This is a genomic window from Pseudomonas sp. GW821-FHT11D10 (assembly GCF_058808435.1).
Map to the genome: position 1 here is coordinate 88,095 of NZ_JBXARR010000001.1, position 15,635 is coordinate 103,729.

At 59.0% G+C, this 15,635-nt stretch carries 12 protein-coding genes; 9 read left to right on the top strand and 3 right to left on the bottom strand.

Annotated elements, in window-relative coordinates:
- Positions 1-211 precede the first annotated feature (211 nt).
- Both AC1RT4_RS00435 and AC1RT4_RS00440 read left to right on the top strand, forming a co-directional pair.
- Positions 212-442 (top strand): VF530 family protein, encoded by a 231-nt coding sequence (locus tag AC1RT4_RS00435; RefSeq protein WP_007956650.1) that lies wholly within the window; start codon positions 212-214, stop codon positions 440-442.
- Position 443: 1 nt separating this feature from the next.
- Entirely contained in the window at positions 444-1,082 is a 639-nt protein-coding gene (locus AC1RT4_RS00440; protein ID WP_493082806.1) for a Pr6Pr family membrane protein, read from the top strand.
- Between the two features lie 18 nt (positions 1,083-1,100).
- On the opposite strand, the gene AC1RT4_RS00445 is transcribed toward AC1RT4_RS00440, so the two are convergent.
- Positions 1,101-1,886, bottom strand: a complete 786-nt coding sequence (locus tag AC1RT4_RS00445) for a siderophore-interacting protein (protein ID WP_493082808.1) — start codon at positions 1,884-1,886, stop codon at positions 1,101-1,103.
- Complete coding sequence (locus AC1RT4_RS00450) at positions 1,883-2,458, bottom strand: PadR family transcriptional regulator (RefSeq protein WP_011335784.1); 576 nt, start codon at positions 2,456-2,458, stop codon at positions 1,883-1,885. The genes AC1RT4_RS00445 and AC1RT4_RS00450 overlap by 4 nt, the downstream gene beginning before the upstream one ends.
- 502 nt (positions 2,459-2,960) lie before the next feature.
- On the opposite strand from AC1RT4_RS00450, the gene AC1RT4_RS00455 reads away from it, so the two are divergent.
- The 7 genes from AC1RT4_RS00455 to AC1RT4_RS00485 all read left to right on the top strand — a co-directional run bounded on the left by AC1RT4_RS00455 (position 2,961) and on the right by AC1RT4_RS00485 (position 10,514).
- The gene (locus tag AC1RT4_RS00455; RefSeq protein ID WP_493082811.1) at positions 2,961-3,455 is read left to right on the top strand and encodes a CS1 type fimbrial major subunit; all 495 of its coding nucleotides are present in this window, start codon (positions 2,961-2,963) and stop codon (positions 3,453-3,455) included.
- A gap of 103 nt (positions 3,456-3,558) precedes the next feature.
- On the top strand, positions 3,559-6,081 hold the full coding sequence (locus tag AC1RT4_RS00460; protein WP_493082813.1) for a TcfC E-set like domain-containing protein: 2,523 nt from the start codon (positions 3,559-3,561) through the stop codon (positions 6,079-6,081).
- A 4-nt stretch (positions 6,082-6,085) separates the two neighbouring features.
- A complete protein-coding gene (locus tag AC1RT4_RS00465) occupies positions 6,086-7,297 on the top strand; it encodes a hypothetical protein (protein WP_493082815.1) in 1,212 nt (403 codons plus the stop codon).
- Positions 7,298-7,341: 44 nt separating this feature from the next.
- Complete coding sequence (locus AC1RT4_RS00470; protein ID WP_493082817.1) at positions 7,342-8,085, top strand: molecular chaperone; 744 nt, start codon at positions 7,342-7,344, stop codon at positions 8,083-8,085.
- A 15-nt stretch (positions 8,086-8,100) separates the two neighbouring features.
- Entirely contained in the window at positions 8,101-8,601 is a 501-nt protein-coding gene (locus AC1RT4_RS00475) for a CS1 type fimbrial major subunit (protein WP_493082819.1), read from the top strand.
- A gap of 111 nt (positions 8,602-8,712) precedes the next feature.
- Positions 8,713-9,216, top strand: a complete 504-nt coding sequence (locus AC1RT4_RS00480) for a CS1 type fimbrial major subunit (RefSeq protein ID WP_102620797.1) — start codon at positions 8,713-8,715, stop codon at positions 9,214-9,216.
- A 137-nt stretch (positions 9,217-9,353) separates the two neighbouring features.
- Positions 9,354-10,514 carry a hypothetical protein gene (locus tag AC1RT4_RS00485; protein WP_493082821.1) on the top strand — a complete coding sequence of 387 codons (1,161 nt, stop codon included), beginning with the start codon at positions 9,354-9,356 and terminating at the stop codon, positions 10,512-10,514.
- Positions 10,515-10,566: 52 nt separating this feature from the next.
- On the opposite strand, the gene AC1RT4_RS00490 is transcribed toward AC1RT4_RS00485, so the two are convergent.
- Positions 10,567-15,588 (bottom strand): NEL-type E3 ubiquitin ligase domain-containing protein, encoded by a 5,022-nt coding sequence (locus tag AC1RT4_RS00490; RefSeq protein ID WP_493082823.1) that lies wholly within the window; start codon positions 15,586-15,588, stop codon positions 10,567-10,569.
- Positions 15,589-15,635: the final 47 nt, after the last annotated feature.

Sequence of the window (15,635 nt, forward strand, 5' to 3'; positions counted from 1 at the left end):
GATAATGTCCTGTTACAAAAACACAAAGTGCTTTTGCAGACATGAACCCTTTCGGATTCGGTAACAGTGCGGCAATACAGCGCATTGCGGGCGTTGGCGCAGGCTGCGATCTTCTCCGGTTGGCCTACATTTAACCCAAGGCCTTCCACCCGCCCATGCCCTCGGCTAAGGTGCGCGGCTTCTGCATTTTCACTTCGCCCAAAGGCCCGGCATGAACGACCACAACCCCGATCCGCTGCACGGCGTGACCCTCGAACAGATCCTCAATGCACTGGTGACCCACTACGAATGGTCGGGCCTGGCCGAGCGCATCGACATCCGTTGCTTCAAGAGCGATCCGACCATCAAGTCGAGCCTGACCTTTTTGCGCAAGACGCCTTGGGCACGAGAGAAAGTCGAGCGTCTGTACGTGAAGCTGATGCGCACCAAGCGTCCGCTCTGAGATGAACGCCGAGCTGCGGCGACGCCTGATCACTTCTGCCGCGGTGCTGGGCTGGGCCGGGCTGGGAATTCAGCTGTACCTGATTTTCTTCGCACGCTTGAGTGTCGGCGCCAGTCTGCTGGGCGGGCTGGTGAGTTTCTTCAGTTACTTCACCGTGATCACCAACACTTTGGTGGCGGTGGTGCTGACCTGCGCGGTGACCGATCGCGAATCCGCTGCACGGCGCTGGTTTTTGCAGCCGTGGGTCAGTAGCGGGATTGCCGTCAGCATTGCCGTGGTCGGCCTGGCCTACAGCATTCTGCTGAGACATCTGTGGCATCCGCAGGGCTGGCAGTTTATCGCCGACGAATTGCTCCACGACGTGATGCCGCTGCTGTTTCTGGCGTATTGGTGGTTGTGTGTGCCGAAGGGCACTTTGCGTATGAAGTACCTGCCGCTGTGGCTGATCTATCCGCTGGTGTACTTCGCCTATGCGCTGCTGCGCGGGCATTTGCTGGGGGCTTACGCCTATCCGTTCATTGACGTGGCGCTGCTGGGTTATCCACAGGTGTTCATCAATGCCGGGGGGATTCTGCTGGGGTTTGTGCTGATTGCGTTGCTGGTGATTGGGGTTGATCGCTGGCAGGGGCGGCGCCGTTAACAGCGCCGCCGCGCGCATTTACTCTTCTTCGGAGCCCTCGGCACGCCAGTAGCCGACGGCTTTGACGAACTGCTCGTCCAGCCCGTGCTCATCGAGCAGTACCCGGCGGATCTGCCGCGAAACCTTGGTCTCGGTCGCCACCCATGCATACAGATTGCCCTTGGGCACCTGCAATTGTTTGACGGTGGTCAGCAGGTTGTCTTTGCCACCCTCGCGCAAAACCCAGATCACATTGACCTGCGCCGCGCTTTCCAGCGTTTGTTGCTCCTTGCCGTTTTCCACCTCGATCACCACCAACGCCTTGCGATTGGCTGCCAGACCTTCAAGTCGGCGGGCGATGGCAGGCAGGGCGGTTTCGTCGCCGATCAACAGATAGCTGTCGAAGATGTCCGGCACGATCATCGAGCCACGCGGGCCGCCGATGTGCAGGAACTGCCCCGGTTTGGCCTGTTCGGCCCAGGTCGAGGCAGGGCCGTCGCCATGCAGGACGAAGTCGATGTCCAGTTCAAGCTTGTCGAGGTCATAACGACGCGGGGTGTAGTCGCGCATTTCGGGCATCGGCACATCACTCTTGCCGGCGCCGAGCACCAGGGTTTCCAGCGCGGCGGCCTGTTCGGCGTTCTGCGGGAACAGCAGCTTGACGTGATCGTCGGTGCCCAGGCTGATGAACCCGGCCAGTTCCGGCCCGCCGAGGGTGATGCGGCGCATGCGCGGGGTCAGGTCGAACACCCGCAACACTTCCAGGCGACGACGTTTGATTTCATGCATGACGCGGTGAATGGTTTGGGTATCGACTTCAGTCATTCGGCTTTCTCCGGGGCAGATTGAACGGCGGGGCCGTCGACGATGGCTTTGGCGGTGTCGTTGAGCAGGTCGCGCACCCGCAGGATTTCTTCCGGGCTCCAGCGCCCGTGGTGCATCTGCAAGGCGTGGCGCAGGTTGTGCACCGCTTCATGGATTTCCGGCGGCCGGTCGTGGCCGCGCAACGAGCGCTTGCTGACGTCGATGCGCATGCGCACGCCGTCCAGCGCCACCGCTTGTTCGCTGAGGGATTGGCGGCCGGCATCGGTCACCGCGTAGCGCTTTTTGCCGCCTTCGGCGTCGCCGGTGATCATTTCGCTCTCTTCGAGGAATGTCAGGGTCGGGTAGATCACGCCGGGGCTGGGGCTGTAGGCGCCATCGAACATGGTTTCGATCTGGCGGATCAGGTCGTAGCCGTGGCACGGCTGTTCGGCGATCAGCGCCAGCAGCAGCAATTTCAGGTCGCCCGGGGCAAAGACCCGTGGGCCGCGACCGCCGCGCTCGCGGCCGTGGCGTTTTTCGAAGCCGTCACGACTGTCGCCGTGGTCGCGGTGGGGGGAATGATGGTCTCTCATTTCAGTCTTCTCTCGTCGTGTTTAGATACAACTTAAGATATATCTTTGTGGCCGGGCAAGGCCTTTTTGCCTGAGAGGAAATGGCAGCTGACGAGTGGTGGGGGAGGTGGGCTCCGGTTTTTCAATGAGTTCGAGTCATTTTTCATTCGATAAAGAAATAACCTTAAAGTTAAAGCTATCACTCTATTGATGATCGAGCTTATATTCTAAAAATAGAAAAAAGTGGCGCTTTGTATTGTTGAAAGTGCTGTAATGTTTTTACTTTTTAACTGTCGGTAGGTTGTTGCTTACAGTCACTGTTTCATATTTCTTGATTTTGATATTTTTTCTTTCAAGCTGCGAGGTTGTTTAACTACGCGTTCGTGGGAAGTTGCCTGCTTACATTCTTGGTTCAAGAGTCGATCATGCCCCGGCGTTGAACTTTCATGGTTTCAGGCCTTATCGGCCGGTATGACATGAACTTCAATGTTTCGATTCCTTAAAAGAAAACAGGTACTGACCGATGTTCAAGAAAATCGCAATCACCGCTTCCCTCGCCGCTCTGGCCCTCGGCTCTTCCGTAACGTTCGCCGCCGGTGAAGCGCGTCACTCCATCAGCCTCATTGCTCACGTGCCGACCAACGGATTCTACGTGGTGCCGACCGATGCGGATCTGGTTAACAAGGATCAGGACATGAGCTATCAGCCAAGTACCGGCAAGATGCGCGATGTCAATGGTTTCTTCGATGTCCGCAACAATAACGGATCGGTTCATGCCAGCCTGGAAAGTGTTCCGCAGTTGATCTACGGAAATGAAGTCATTCCTCTGGAAGTGGCATTCAACAACAAGGTACTGACCCAGACTCCGCAAATGGTCGTGGGCGAATCCGAATCCGACGTGAACTACCGTGCACCGCTGAAGATCAGCGCCAAGGGCACCACGTTCAACCCGGGTGACTACACCGGAACTGTCGCGATGACCTTCGACGCCGTGCCTCCAGTTGGTGGTTCGCGTTGATCAAGCGTTTCGCGCTCACTGTCCAGTAGCGTTTCCCGGCGGGACAAACACTCCCCGATTGTCCCGCCGGACCTTACCCCGTTCGAAATCAGAGTAAGAGTTCATGTTCCCGATGACACCCATCGCAGTCGCGCTTGCGCTGCTGTTTTGTGCCGGTGCGATGGCGGCCCCTGCTCCTGCGGGTACGACACCCCGCAGTCTGCTGGCGCAAGCCAAAGGTTTGCCGGCGGATTTCGAGGAGCATTTCTTCGACGTACCCCTGGCGGTGCGGGTCGAGCTTGATCAACAACCTCTGGGCGAGGCCCTGGTGGTGCTGTCGCGTGATGATCGCATCACTCTGCTCGAATTCACCGATACCAGCGAAAACCGCTACGGCCCCGCCGAGCGGGAAAAGTGGGCTGCTTTCCTCAAGCCAGGTGTTCCATTGGGAGATTGCTCCGGGTCTTGTCCCGATGACGTGCTGGCGGTGCACTACAACCTGGAAAGCTCCCTGGTCTCGATCCTCACCCGTAATGCCGAGCGCGGATTTGAGGCCAAGCGTTATCACGACCAGCCTGTGGAAGGCAGCAGCGGTCTGATGGTGCGCAACCAGCTCAATCTCAATGGTGGCCAGGATCAGGACCTGGGCGGACGCTTTGGCCTGGAGGCCAGCGGCAGCCTGGGCAACTGGAGCCAGGCGTTCAACATGCAACTGGCACGCATGGGCGGCCCCGACGACAAGCTTTACCACGCCGTGCATGAGCTTTACACCCAGCGCGAGCTGCAAGGCAGCTTTTTTCGCCTGGGCTATTTCACCCCCAATTCCGAAGGCCTGACCCGCCAGCCGCGTACGTTTGGCACCAGCCCCGACACGGCGGTCGGCGTGATGTACGGCAGCTCCGACAGCCTGGCCATCAACAATGCGATGCCCAGCGTCTACCCGATTTATGTCACCGCCAACCGTCAGGGTTCGGTGGAGATCTATCGCGACGGCCTGCTGATCAATACCCAGTCGGTGCCTGCCGGATTGCAGACCCTGGATACCCGGCCACTGCCTGGCGGCATTTATGAAGTGGAAGTGCGGCTGGTCGAAGACGGGCAGATAACATCCAGCACACAGGAACTGGTCTACAAACCGAACAACTGGCGCAACCTCGACGAGCGCTGGCGCTACAACCTGTTCGCCGGTGAAGAGAGCAAACTGCTCAGCAACTGGGATCAACAGGCCAGCGGCAGTCCTACGGCGGGAGCGTCGATCAACTACCTGTCGCATCCGCGGGTGATTCTCGGATTGTCGGCAAGACAGATCCGGGAAAAACTGCAATACGGCACGTCCATCGACTGGACCCTGGCCAATCACCTCAGCCTGTATGCCAACGTCTACCAGACCCGGGACTACGGCACGGGACTGGATCTGCAAAGTCTGTACAACTATGGCGCCGGCAGCCTGATCCTCAGCCACACTCGCAGCTGGCTGGACACCACCAATCTCTACGACACCCTGCCTGACGGCACCCGTGTGCGACAACGCAACGTGTTCGTCGGCCAGACCAGCAACTCGTCGCTGGCGATCAACCATCGGGTCGATCAGCGCAACTCCCTCAACGCCCGGGTTTCTCACAGCGAAGGGAACGTCGAAGGCGTCGGTATCGATCTGGGCTGGAACCGGCGCGCGGTACTGTTCGGCAACGATGCCAACTGGCGCCTGTCGCTGTTCGATCGTCCTGGCAGTTTCAGCAGTGGAGATGACCGCAGCCGTGGCGTTGACCTGAGCCTGAACCTGGCCATCGGCGCTCCGGGCCAGCAGTTGACCGGCAGCATCGGCTCTCGCACCGATCGTGACGGCGGTCGTGACAACAATGCTTCTCTGGGGTGGCGCCAGGACTTCAAGGAACACGTGCTGCAAAACGTCTCGGTCACCGCGCTGAGCGATACCTACGGCATGGGCCTGTCGAGCCTGGCCAATTTCCGCACCGACACGGTCAATGGCGACGGTTTCGTCCAGCGTTCGTCCTACAACAACAATTTTACCGGTGGCCTCAACCTCGACAGCACCCTGGTGGTGGGCGGACAGAAGATGCTGATGACCAGTGAATACGAGATGCGCGGCGCCGGCATGATTGTCGACGTTGAGTCGGACATCGACGGAATCGTCCTGCGGGCCGATGACCTCAGTGGTGGCGGTGCGGCCTTGAAGCCGGGGCGTAACTTCATCCCGTTGACCGCGTACCAGAACAGCTCCGTGAGTTTCGACTTCGAGGGCAACCATGTGCCCGCCGCGACCATCGTCCCGCCGCGCACCCGTTATCACCTGAACAAGGGCGGCGTGGATTACCGGCAGATTCGGGTGATGAGAACCCTGACCGTGCTCGGCCGCCTGATCGATGAACAGGGCCGGCCGCTCAAGGGCCATCACGTGATCAATCACGCCAGTCGCGGGGTCACGGAAGTCGACGGGTTCTTCTCGATGGAAATGAACGCCGGCTCCCCGACCCTCGAAGTGCGCCGCGATAACAACCTGCTGTGCCAGTTCCGCCTCAACGAAAAAGACCACCGAAGTGAAAACAGCGTGCTGATGATCGGCGACCTGCGTTGCACGCCGGACACCCTGGCCGATCTCACGTCCACCGAACAGAAGGCGGGTTGAGACCATGAAAAGATCTCCGTACTGGCTGGGCCTGCTGGCCGCGCTGAGCCTGCCTTCGGCCGAGGCGGTCAATCAGGAAATCCGGGCGCTGTTCCAGCCCGATTCCTCGCAGCCGAACAAAAATGTGTTCGCCAACAAAACGCCGAACAGTGGTTATTGCGCGAACTACCCGGATCAGTGCTCCGCGAACAACATGTTCAGCATTCAGATTCCGGTGCGGTTCGAATCCACACGCGCCATTGCGCCTGGCGATGATTTGGGCGTGAGGGCACCGGCCAATTGGCGGCGTTTGACGGTCACGAACCAGGACACACAGGAAACCGAAACCGTTGAAGTGCGAATCATCGGTATCGGGTCCAACTTTTTCCTGAGCGATTCGGCTGCCAGTCTTGTGGGGGTGACGGACATCCTCGAAGGTCATCAGAAACTCTGGACGAACAACAGTTGGGTCTATGCTCCGTCCCCCTGTGAATACAGCGGAGTGGGGGGCTACACCCCGGCGAGCTACAGGTTTTTCTGGAAAGCGCCCGTAGAGGCCGCCTGTACCAAAGTGGCTGCGTTCCGTATTCCGTCGATGTCCTTCGACACCCTCGATTTTGCCTACGAATTGCGCACACCCAATCCTCTGTCCATGTCTTCCGGGCTGTACACCGGATCGCTGTCCTACACCCTCGGTCCCACCGGTGATTTTCAGATGGGCTCGATGATGGTGCCGGATGACAGCAATCTGACACTGGACTTTGTTCTGGACGTGCAACACACGTTGAAAGTCGACCTTCCGCCCGGTGGAAACAAGATTGCGCTGGAGCCCGCAGGAGGTTGGCAACGCTGGATCGACAGCGGTCAAAGACCGACCTCGATTTTTCGCGACCAACCGTTTTTCATTTCCTCGTCATCGCGCTTCAAGGTGATGTTGCAATGCAGTTCGCTGGGCGGTTCGGACTGCGACATCGGTAATAACCAGGTGGGCTATTCCAAGTTTCAGGTACGACTCACGATGCCACCGGGCGTTGTCGGCCCGGGCAATCACGACGGCTGGTTCGGCACTCTGGTTCATAACCTGTGGATCGGGCCGTTCGAACCCAGCCGGTACATCGACCGCAAGCAGGGAATGCTGCGCTTCTTCATTTCCCCCCGATTCATGGATTTTCTCAGGCCCGGCATGAACGGCACGCTGACGGGCAACGCCACGATCATTTTCGATTCGGAAGTATGAGTGCCCGACACGCGGCCATTCCGGTTTCTCATGAGGTTGAAACGATGACACGATTGTTTTTTCTGTTGCTGTGCGCGATGTTCTGGACGACGGCCAACGCCGGGCCGCAGATCAATGTGGGGACGGTGTACGACTACCTGGACGGCGAGAAGAGCACCTACCTGAAACGGGTGTTCAACAGTGGCGACAGCACTGCGTTCGTCAAGGTCAACGTGCTGGAGATCGTTTACGACAGCGACGGTCAGCCCAAGGAAATCCCGGTCACCAATGCCGCTGATGGTGCGTCGCGCAACGGCCTGATGGCCAGCCCGGCACGGCTGATCATCCCGGCCCAGGGTATGCAGGGTACGCGCTTGCTGTACATGGGCGAGCGCGATCGTGAGCGCTATTTCCGGGTGCGATTCGTGCCGGTGGTGCCGGAGAAGGAGGACGACTTCGTGATTTCCAGCGAGGAGCGCGAAGACTACAAGAAGACGCTGTCGGCCGGCGTCAATGTGATGACCGGATTCGGCACGGTGTTTTTCGTACGCCCGAATGATGCCCGCTACGACACCGTCCTCAATGACACCGGTAGTCGGTATGAAGTGCGCAACAACGGCAACACGGTGGTGGTGGTCGACGAGTTCAAGAGCTGCTCGCTGGACAAGGAGACCGATTGTGGTGCGACCGTCAAACACCACGTCATGGCCGGCCGCACGTTCGGTTTCGATAAGGAAAAAGGCCGCGAATACCGCTTCAAGCTCGTCGAAGGCGAGCGCAAGCAGGATCTCAAGATAGTCAGTCGCTGACACACGGAACCTCCGATGAACAGACAATGCATAGCCGCCGCTCTGGCGGCAATCAGCGCATGGGTCGACACCTCGGCCTGGGCCGCGCGAGAAACGCTGCAGTTCGAAGTTACGCTGACGATCCCCAGCCGATCGTTTTACATCATGCCTACGGAGCCGGACTGGATTCATCAGCCTCAGGTTCTGCTCTGGAACTACCCGGATTCGACCCTCGGCGGCTTCAGCAAGAACTTCGAAGTGCGGCATGACACCAGTGCCATCGAGGCTCGCCTGGAAAGTGCGCCGTACCTGTCCAATGGCAGGCCTGGCGAAAATATCGACCTGCGCGTGCGCTTCAACAATGTAGAGCTGAGTGCCGATCCGACATTTCGTCAGGTGCTGTCAAAAGAGGAGGCCGCGACAGGCAAGCGTGTTCCGCTGGAGATAGACCCGATCACCCCGGTGGGCGGTTACAAGACCGGCGAATACGTCGGCAACGTCCTGGTGCTGTTCAACGCCAGGGCCCCAGGCGAATAAGTGGTGACGACCGGCGTCCGTTCTTCGTTTACGGAACATGAAAGGTCGCAGTCAACACCTGCCACAAAGCCGCCAGGGAGGCGGCTTTTTATCGATACAAAGGGAAGTGACATGATCAAGCAAGCGGTCATTGCCGTGTCCGTGGGCGTTTCGACGCCGATGTCCGGAGGCGTTTTCGCGGCGCAGGAGAAACACATCTTTGAAGTCTCGGTGGACATTCCGACCCTGGAGTTTTATGTGATACCCAGCGAATCGGACTGGATCCATCATCAGCAGACGCTGCCCTGGGACCTGAGGACGTCCACCCTGGGTGGTTTGCGCAAGAACTTCGATGTGCGCACCGACAGCAGCGCCATCGAAGCCCGTCTCGAAAGTTTCGCCATTCTCTCCAGCGGCCAGGACTCGCGGGATGACATCAGCCTGCGCGTCACCTTCAACGGCGTCGAACTGAACCACAACCCGGTACCGCGTCAGGTCGTGTCCCGCGAGGAGGCGGTGGCGGGCAAGCGGGTGAGCCTTGAAATCGAACCCCGTGTGCACCCGGACGGGTATACGCCGGGAGACTACTACGGCAGCGTCAACATCATTTTCAACGTGGCGGCCCCGGCGGGTTGAACGCTTGAAAAACAACAGACCGATTGCTGAGCAAGGAGCTGGTAATGGTTTCAGGGTTGCGAAAGATCCACAGATTCAATCAGGCAATTGGGTGGGGCGGGGTATGCGGGTGGTTGCTGTCGAGCGCCGCGTACGGAGTGTCTCAGGAAATCCGTGCAGTCTACATTCCCGATCCGGCCAATCCACAGACCAACACTTTCATCAACCAGACGCCCCAGAGCGGTTATTGCGGTACATACCCCAACGATTGCAAACCTTTGTCCGGAGTCAGGCTGCCGTTGCGTTTCGCCTCGGTTCAGGCGGTCGAACCAGGGGCGTCCGAGCGCAACGGTGCGATGTTCAGCATGCCCGCACAATGGCGCAGTCTGGTGGTCACCAATGTGTTCACGGGTGAGTCGGCGACGGTGGAAATGCGTATTGGAGGATTCGGTTCCCAGTACGTGCTGAGCGACACGGCGGTCAACCTGACGGGTGAAGCCAACGATCAGCAGGCGCACCACAAACTGTGGGGAACCAGTTGGGGATTTGCGCCGTTACCTTGCCGCGGCGCAGCGATGTCATCCTACGGACCGGACTTCTACCGTTTCTTCTGGAAAACTCCTGCCGAAGGGACGTGCGCCAAACAGACGGCATTCATGATTCCGTGGATGTCTTACGGTTATCTGGATGTGGCCTATGAGCTGCGTACGCCGAACCCGCTGCAGATGTCGGCCGGCCTGTACACCGGCGCACTGACTTATGGCGTCGGTCCCGGTATGGACATCGACACCGGCGACAATCTGTTGCCGGACAATTCGGCCGTGACCTTCAGGTTCGTGCTGGATGTGCAGCATGTGCTCAAGGTCGACATCCCCCCCGGCGGTAACAAGGTCGTACTGGTGCCGCAAGGCGGCTGGCAGGCCTGGCTGCAACAGGGGCGCAAACCGGTGCGATTGTTTCGCGACCAGACCTTCAACATTTCGTCGTCGTCGCGGTTCAAGATGTTTGTCGAATGCCAGTACGGCGGCGCGCAGTCCTGCGGGTTACGGGATACGGAGGGCGGAGGAGCCGATGCACAGGTGTTCGTGAGCGTCAGCCTGCCCGACAGTATCACCGACGATGCAGGCCAGCCGGTGCGCCGTCGACCGCTGACCTCCAGCCCGAATGCACCGGGCTTTCAACCGGACCGGTTTCTGGACCGGACCGCGGGCACGTTGCATTTCGAAATACCCAGGGACTACGTCGAACAGATGCTGCAGCCCGGCCAGGCCAGACGTTACGCCGGCAATGTCACGGTGATCTGGGATTCAGAGGTCTGACGCCCACCCCGAAGGCAACCGGTCCGGTTGCCTTCGGGTGACTCCGATCGGGTCAGATCCTTGCGCGGGCCATGGCCTCGCGAGTCAGTCTTCGTTTCAACGTTTTTTCCTGCCGGCCAATGCCTTCAAGCAACTCGTCGTCAGTTTTCTGGCTCATTTTTTCCGGCGTGAAGACCACTGCGTCCGGTATGGACAGTTTGCGCGCCAGTTCGGCGAGTGCCCGCCTGAGTGGCGGTGAACGATCCGCTGATTCGACCCAACTCGCCTGGGCTGCCCGCAAATCGATCAGCAGATCGGCCTTTTCCTGATGCGCACGAGTGTTGGCTTCGATCTCTCCCGGCCAGGTCTCACGCAGATACTGATCCCAGAAGGGTTGGTCGAGCATCTGGTCGATCAGACCGTCACCGGCTTCATCATCGAGAATGCTTTCGCAGGCGGCATCAATGTCTTCATCGCTGACCCCGGCAACGTGACGGAATTTCATGGCTTCGGACTGCCAGGGCAATTCAAGGCGTCTGGCCAGACCGGTTTCATAGGCCAGATGGACTTCAACTTCGTCCGGTTCGCCTTCTCGGGTGGCGATATCGGCTCGGGCGATCTCTTTCACTTGCTTGAGTCGTGCAGCGCCTTTGGCCAGTGTCACCAATCGGCGTTCAAGCTCCTCGGGAGAGCTGGAAAAGGTGCGTGCCTCCGATTCCAGTACACGTATTCCCATGCTGTTGAACAGCTGGGCCCCGGCATCTTCGCAACCTTCGGGATGAGTGGACATCAGGAACAGTTCTTCGCGCAGCCGGGTGTCGATGTCCATGGCGTCGACCATTCGCCAGACACGGTCGGTCAACTGATCCAGGGCCTCGCCACCCTGTTGGTAGTCGGCAGAACGGGTCAGGTCTTGCAGTACCCTGAAAAAACCATCGGAACCAGGCTCGCTTGCCAGTTCGTGCCACGCTTCTGGACGAAGAGCCCCGATGCCGGGCGTTTCATCAGCCAGTTCGGTGTCCACGGAAACCGGCCATCGCTCCAGCAAATCTTCGGCAATGGTCGCGTAGCTTTGCGAAGGGCGCATACCCACTGACCTTCGATATTGCTCGTAGGTGGAGCGGGCTCCTCTGGTCAGTTGATCCAGATGGACGCGAGTACGGGCGATCAGTCGTGCTTCATTGGAACCGGGCGCCACTTCGGGGATGTACCTGAGCGGATTGTTGCCCAGATCGAGAAAGAACCCTCGGGGGCGGGGCACATCGAACAGGCCCAGCGGCCAGGCGTCGATCTGCGTATTGATCAGGCTCAGGATTCGCAACCTTGGCATGCGCCCGACCGACAGGGGCATGCTGACGGGATTGTTGTCCAGTCTCAGGATTTCCAGGCGTGTCAGCGTGTTCAATTGCTGCGCATTGGTGGGTGTCAGTTGCAGCTGGTTGTCGCTCAGACGCAGGGTTTCCAGACGCAGCATCTGACCGACGCTGGCCGGCAGGGTCTTGAGACCGCAATGTCTGGCACTCAGATGCCGCAGCTGAGGGAAATCCTTCAACAGCCCGTTCGAGGCCGAGGAGAACCCCTGACCGTCCAGGTTCAGTGTCGTGACCTGATCGAGCCAGGGTTTGAGTTCGTCGGGCAACTGCTCCCACCAATGTTGAAGGTCATGGGGCAGCATCTCTTTCGACAGGTCCAGCGCGTACCCGCTCTCAAGGCTGGTGCTGCGCTCCTGGAACACCTCGGATCTGCGTTTGAAACACTCCAGCAGGCGGTCGGCGATGAATCGACCGCCTTTGTGCTGAAAGTCATGATAGGCACGGGGCAGGTTGGCATCAGGGTTGTCGGCGTCCCAACTGCTCAGGTAGCTCTGTCTCCAGGCTTCCAGTTTTTCCTTCAACGTCTTGAGTTCACTTTCAAGCCGCGCGATTTTCCAGTGCGCATCTCCCGTGGAGTGCAATGACCGGGTGAACGCCGTCACTTCTGTTTCGCTGAAATGCGGGTAGAGATTTCTGACTTTCTCTTCCACGGTCAGCGGCGCCTTGGACAGCCTCGGGCCGCGCACCAGCAGTTCCGTTTCCAGCGGGATGAATGGGTGGACGAAGGGGCGGGCCAGCAATGTCCTGCGTTCGGCCGGCGTCTCGCTCATGTCCATCACCCATTGCCTGAACATTTGCCCCTCACCGATGCGATAACCCAGCGCCCTGAGCTTGGTTGCGGGGATGGCTGACAGTACGGCGTCGTAGAAATTTGCAGCCTCGTGCAGTCTGTTGTGATTTGCGTCATGCACCTCATAGCGGCCGTGTTCGTCCCTGATCAGCCTGCGCACCATGGTGGCAGCATCAGGGCCCGCGCTGCAGCGCAGCTGGCCGTCGTCCGTGCCTTCGCGCACCTCGATGCGCCAGTCCTGGTAAGTGTCGGTGTGGACCTTCAAGGCATTCAGGGCGAGGCGTTCGGTGTCGGGTATCAGCAGTGCCGGATCATGCACGCCCTCATTGGCCCGGGTCGCCAGAACCTCGAATTCGATTTCGCGAGCCTGACTCTTCAGGCGCAGCGGGATGCGTTGCTGGTCGGTCATGATGCGGTGTTCGGCAGCTGTCGCCTCGCCTGCCACCGATTCGGCGAGCCGTGCAGGCAACCGCGGAAAGTGGCGCTGGATCAACTGGGCCCCGGTATCGGGCGTGCGATTCTTGAAGTTGTACTGATACTCGAAAATCTCCGTTCGCCGGGTAACCGCGAGCTCGGCCAACTGGTTGCGCAACACTTGCACCCGTTGGGCTTTCGGGTAGTTCCCGCCAAGCAGGGATTGCGTGTCGGCGTCGTCGAGAAAGTCCACCAGCCGCTCAGGGAGTTTGTTGTCCATTACATCGGCAATGCCGATGGACAATGTCTGACGGGAAGATGCCCGAGGGTTGCCGTATTGCCTGTAAGCACCGGTCAGATCGTTGTTTTGCCAGACCTTCAGGGCCTTGTCGGCAGGCCAGCCCGGCATGTCAGGGACTATCCGGTCAATCCAGTGCGATTCGGGATAGAGCGGCTGTCCGGTACGAATGAGTTCGCCGACGTTTTTGGCTTCCTGCCAGGTCTTGAAGCGGGTGAGCGTATCGTCCAGCAACGGCGGTGGCGGGCTGTTTTCCACATGCATCCGGCGCAGCGAGTCGAACGGCGTGCCACTGACGCGGCGTATTCGTTCCAGCTCGGCGTCACTCAAACCGTCGACCGGGTGACCCATTCGGCGCATCAGGCGCGCGCCTTCCCACTCATGGGGGGACTCGGCCTCGTGAGTCCAGGCCCCCCGGCCGTTGTGCTGCAGTCGTGGTGAATAAGCCTGCGTTCGGGAAGGGTGCTCGACACGATAGTGGCCACTGTTGCGATCGAGCCTGACCGCATAGTGCCTGCCCTCCAGCGGCAGTACAGATTTGCCTGCATGTTGATGCAGACCCAGGTCATTCGGCCTTGAGCCACCCGGCGGCGTCAGTTGGGACTGCTCGTACGGTTTGAGATCCGGGTGCCACAAGCGCGTGCGGCCATCGAACGAACGCACCGCTTTCATGTTTTCAATCAACGGAGACAGCTTCAGCAACAACGGCTTGGCGATGACGCCGCCAATGGCAAAAGCCGCCAGTTGCAGAACATCGTTGACCACCCCCACCACATGCTCCGCGGCCTCTTCCCAATGGGCCAGCGTCAGATCCACCACACCTTCGATGACCTCGTTGGTCAATTGCCATGCGGTGTAGCCGAGCATTGACAGGCCGACGACAGGCACGAAGGGCGCAGCCACCATTACCGCTACGTTCAGGATGTCCTGGACAATCTTGAAGACGTTCGCCCACCAGTCTGCGCGCGCGCTCTTGTCCGCTTCGGCGGTAGGCACGGCAATGTTGCGTGCATCGTTGAGGATCTTGTCGAGCTGGCGCTGATAGAGAGATTCCCACAGTGGTCCGGTGATGGCTGTTGCGCCGTATTGCAGGTTCGGGTTGCTGACCGGTGTTTCGTGCCAGGACGGACGCGAGTCTCCGCGTTCGTGTGGATACCATTTCACATGCGTCAGACGCTGTTTGAGATCGGCGAAAAAGTGCCCGCGCTCATGGTGATCGACGAACTGGCTGAAGAACTGCCAGTAATTGCCACTGGTGGAGGCCAGGGTTTCGTTCCTCTGCAACTGACGAGACAGTTCCTTGAGAAAGGCGAGGTGGGAGTCGTACTCCTTCAACGGGTGTTCGGGGTCGTGCGGAACGTAGGCGATGACCCGCGAGGAATGCTGCGGCTGAGCGGGATCGGGACGCAGGATCAGGATGCCGGTCATCTTCAGATCCATGATGTTCAGCTCGCAGGCCTGCATCGGCTGCTGGCCGAGCTTGAGCGCCACGCGGCCATCGAGCAGCGTACGGATCAGTTGAAAGCCTTCGCGGCTGATCTCCTTTCGTGCCAATGCCATATGCGCGGCTGCCTGCAGCGTGGCCTTGTGACTCTGCAAAACCAGTGACTGCACATGGCTGCGCGCCACTGGTTCCTCGTTCAACAGCATTTCCTGCAGGTGCGCTTGATAAAGCCTGCCGACATCCAGTTCCCGACACAGGGTCTGGAACTGGGCAACGGTCATCATTCGATCAAGTGGTGAAATATCGTACTGATCGCTCACATGTTCTCTTCTGACGAGAAACGTGGAGTTCGACGCGTAAGTTTCGTTATAGGAAAAGTTGTTCAACGCGGCTTCGAGCAGTGACACTTTTCTTGTGGTTGAACCACTCAACGTTTCTATCACGTACCAAGGCGATCTGGCTTCGCGATACAGCATCAGAACCGTTCTCTCGATATCGACGTCGATGCCGGTTTTTTCCCGCAAACGGGCCTTCAGCAGTGGTGCGGCAAACGAGTGAATGTCTTTCAGTCGAGTCAGTGTCTTGTCGGCGCTGTTTCGGGCTGACCAGGCGTTTTTGTTGACTCGGGCCAGTTGCGACGTCATCCATGGCTCACGGCGGGGTTTGATCTTTTTCAACGCTTCGCCGTGGTGCGGCTGCATATCGATAAATACCGGATCGATCCGCGATTTGATTAATTCGTAATGTTGCCCTTTGTATTCAGTTGTTGCGGTCATGGGTACAGCCTTGAATAAGTCAGGAAGGTTCAGCCTAACGTTCAAGG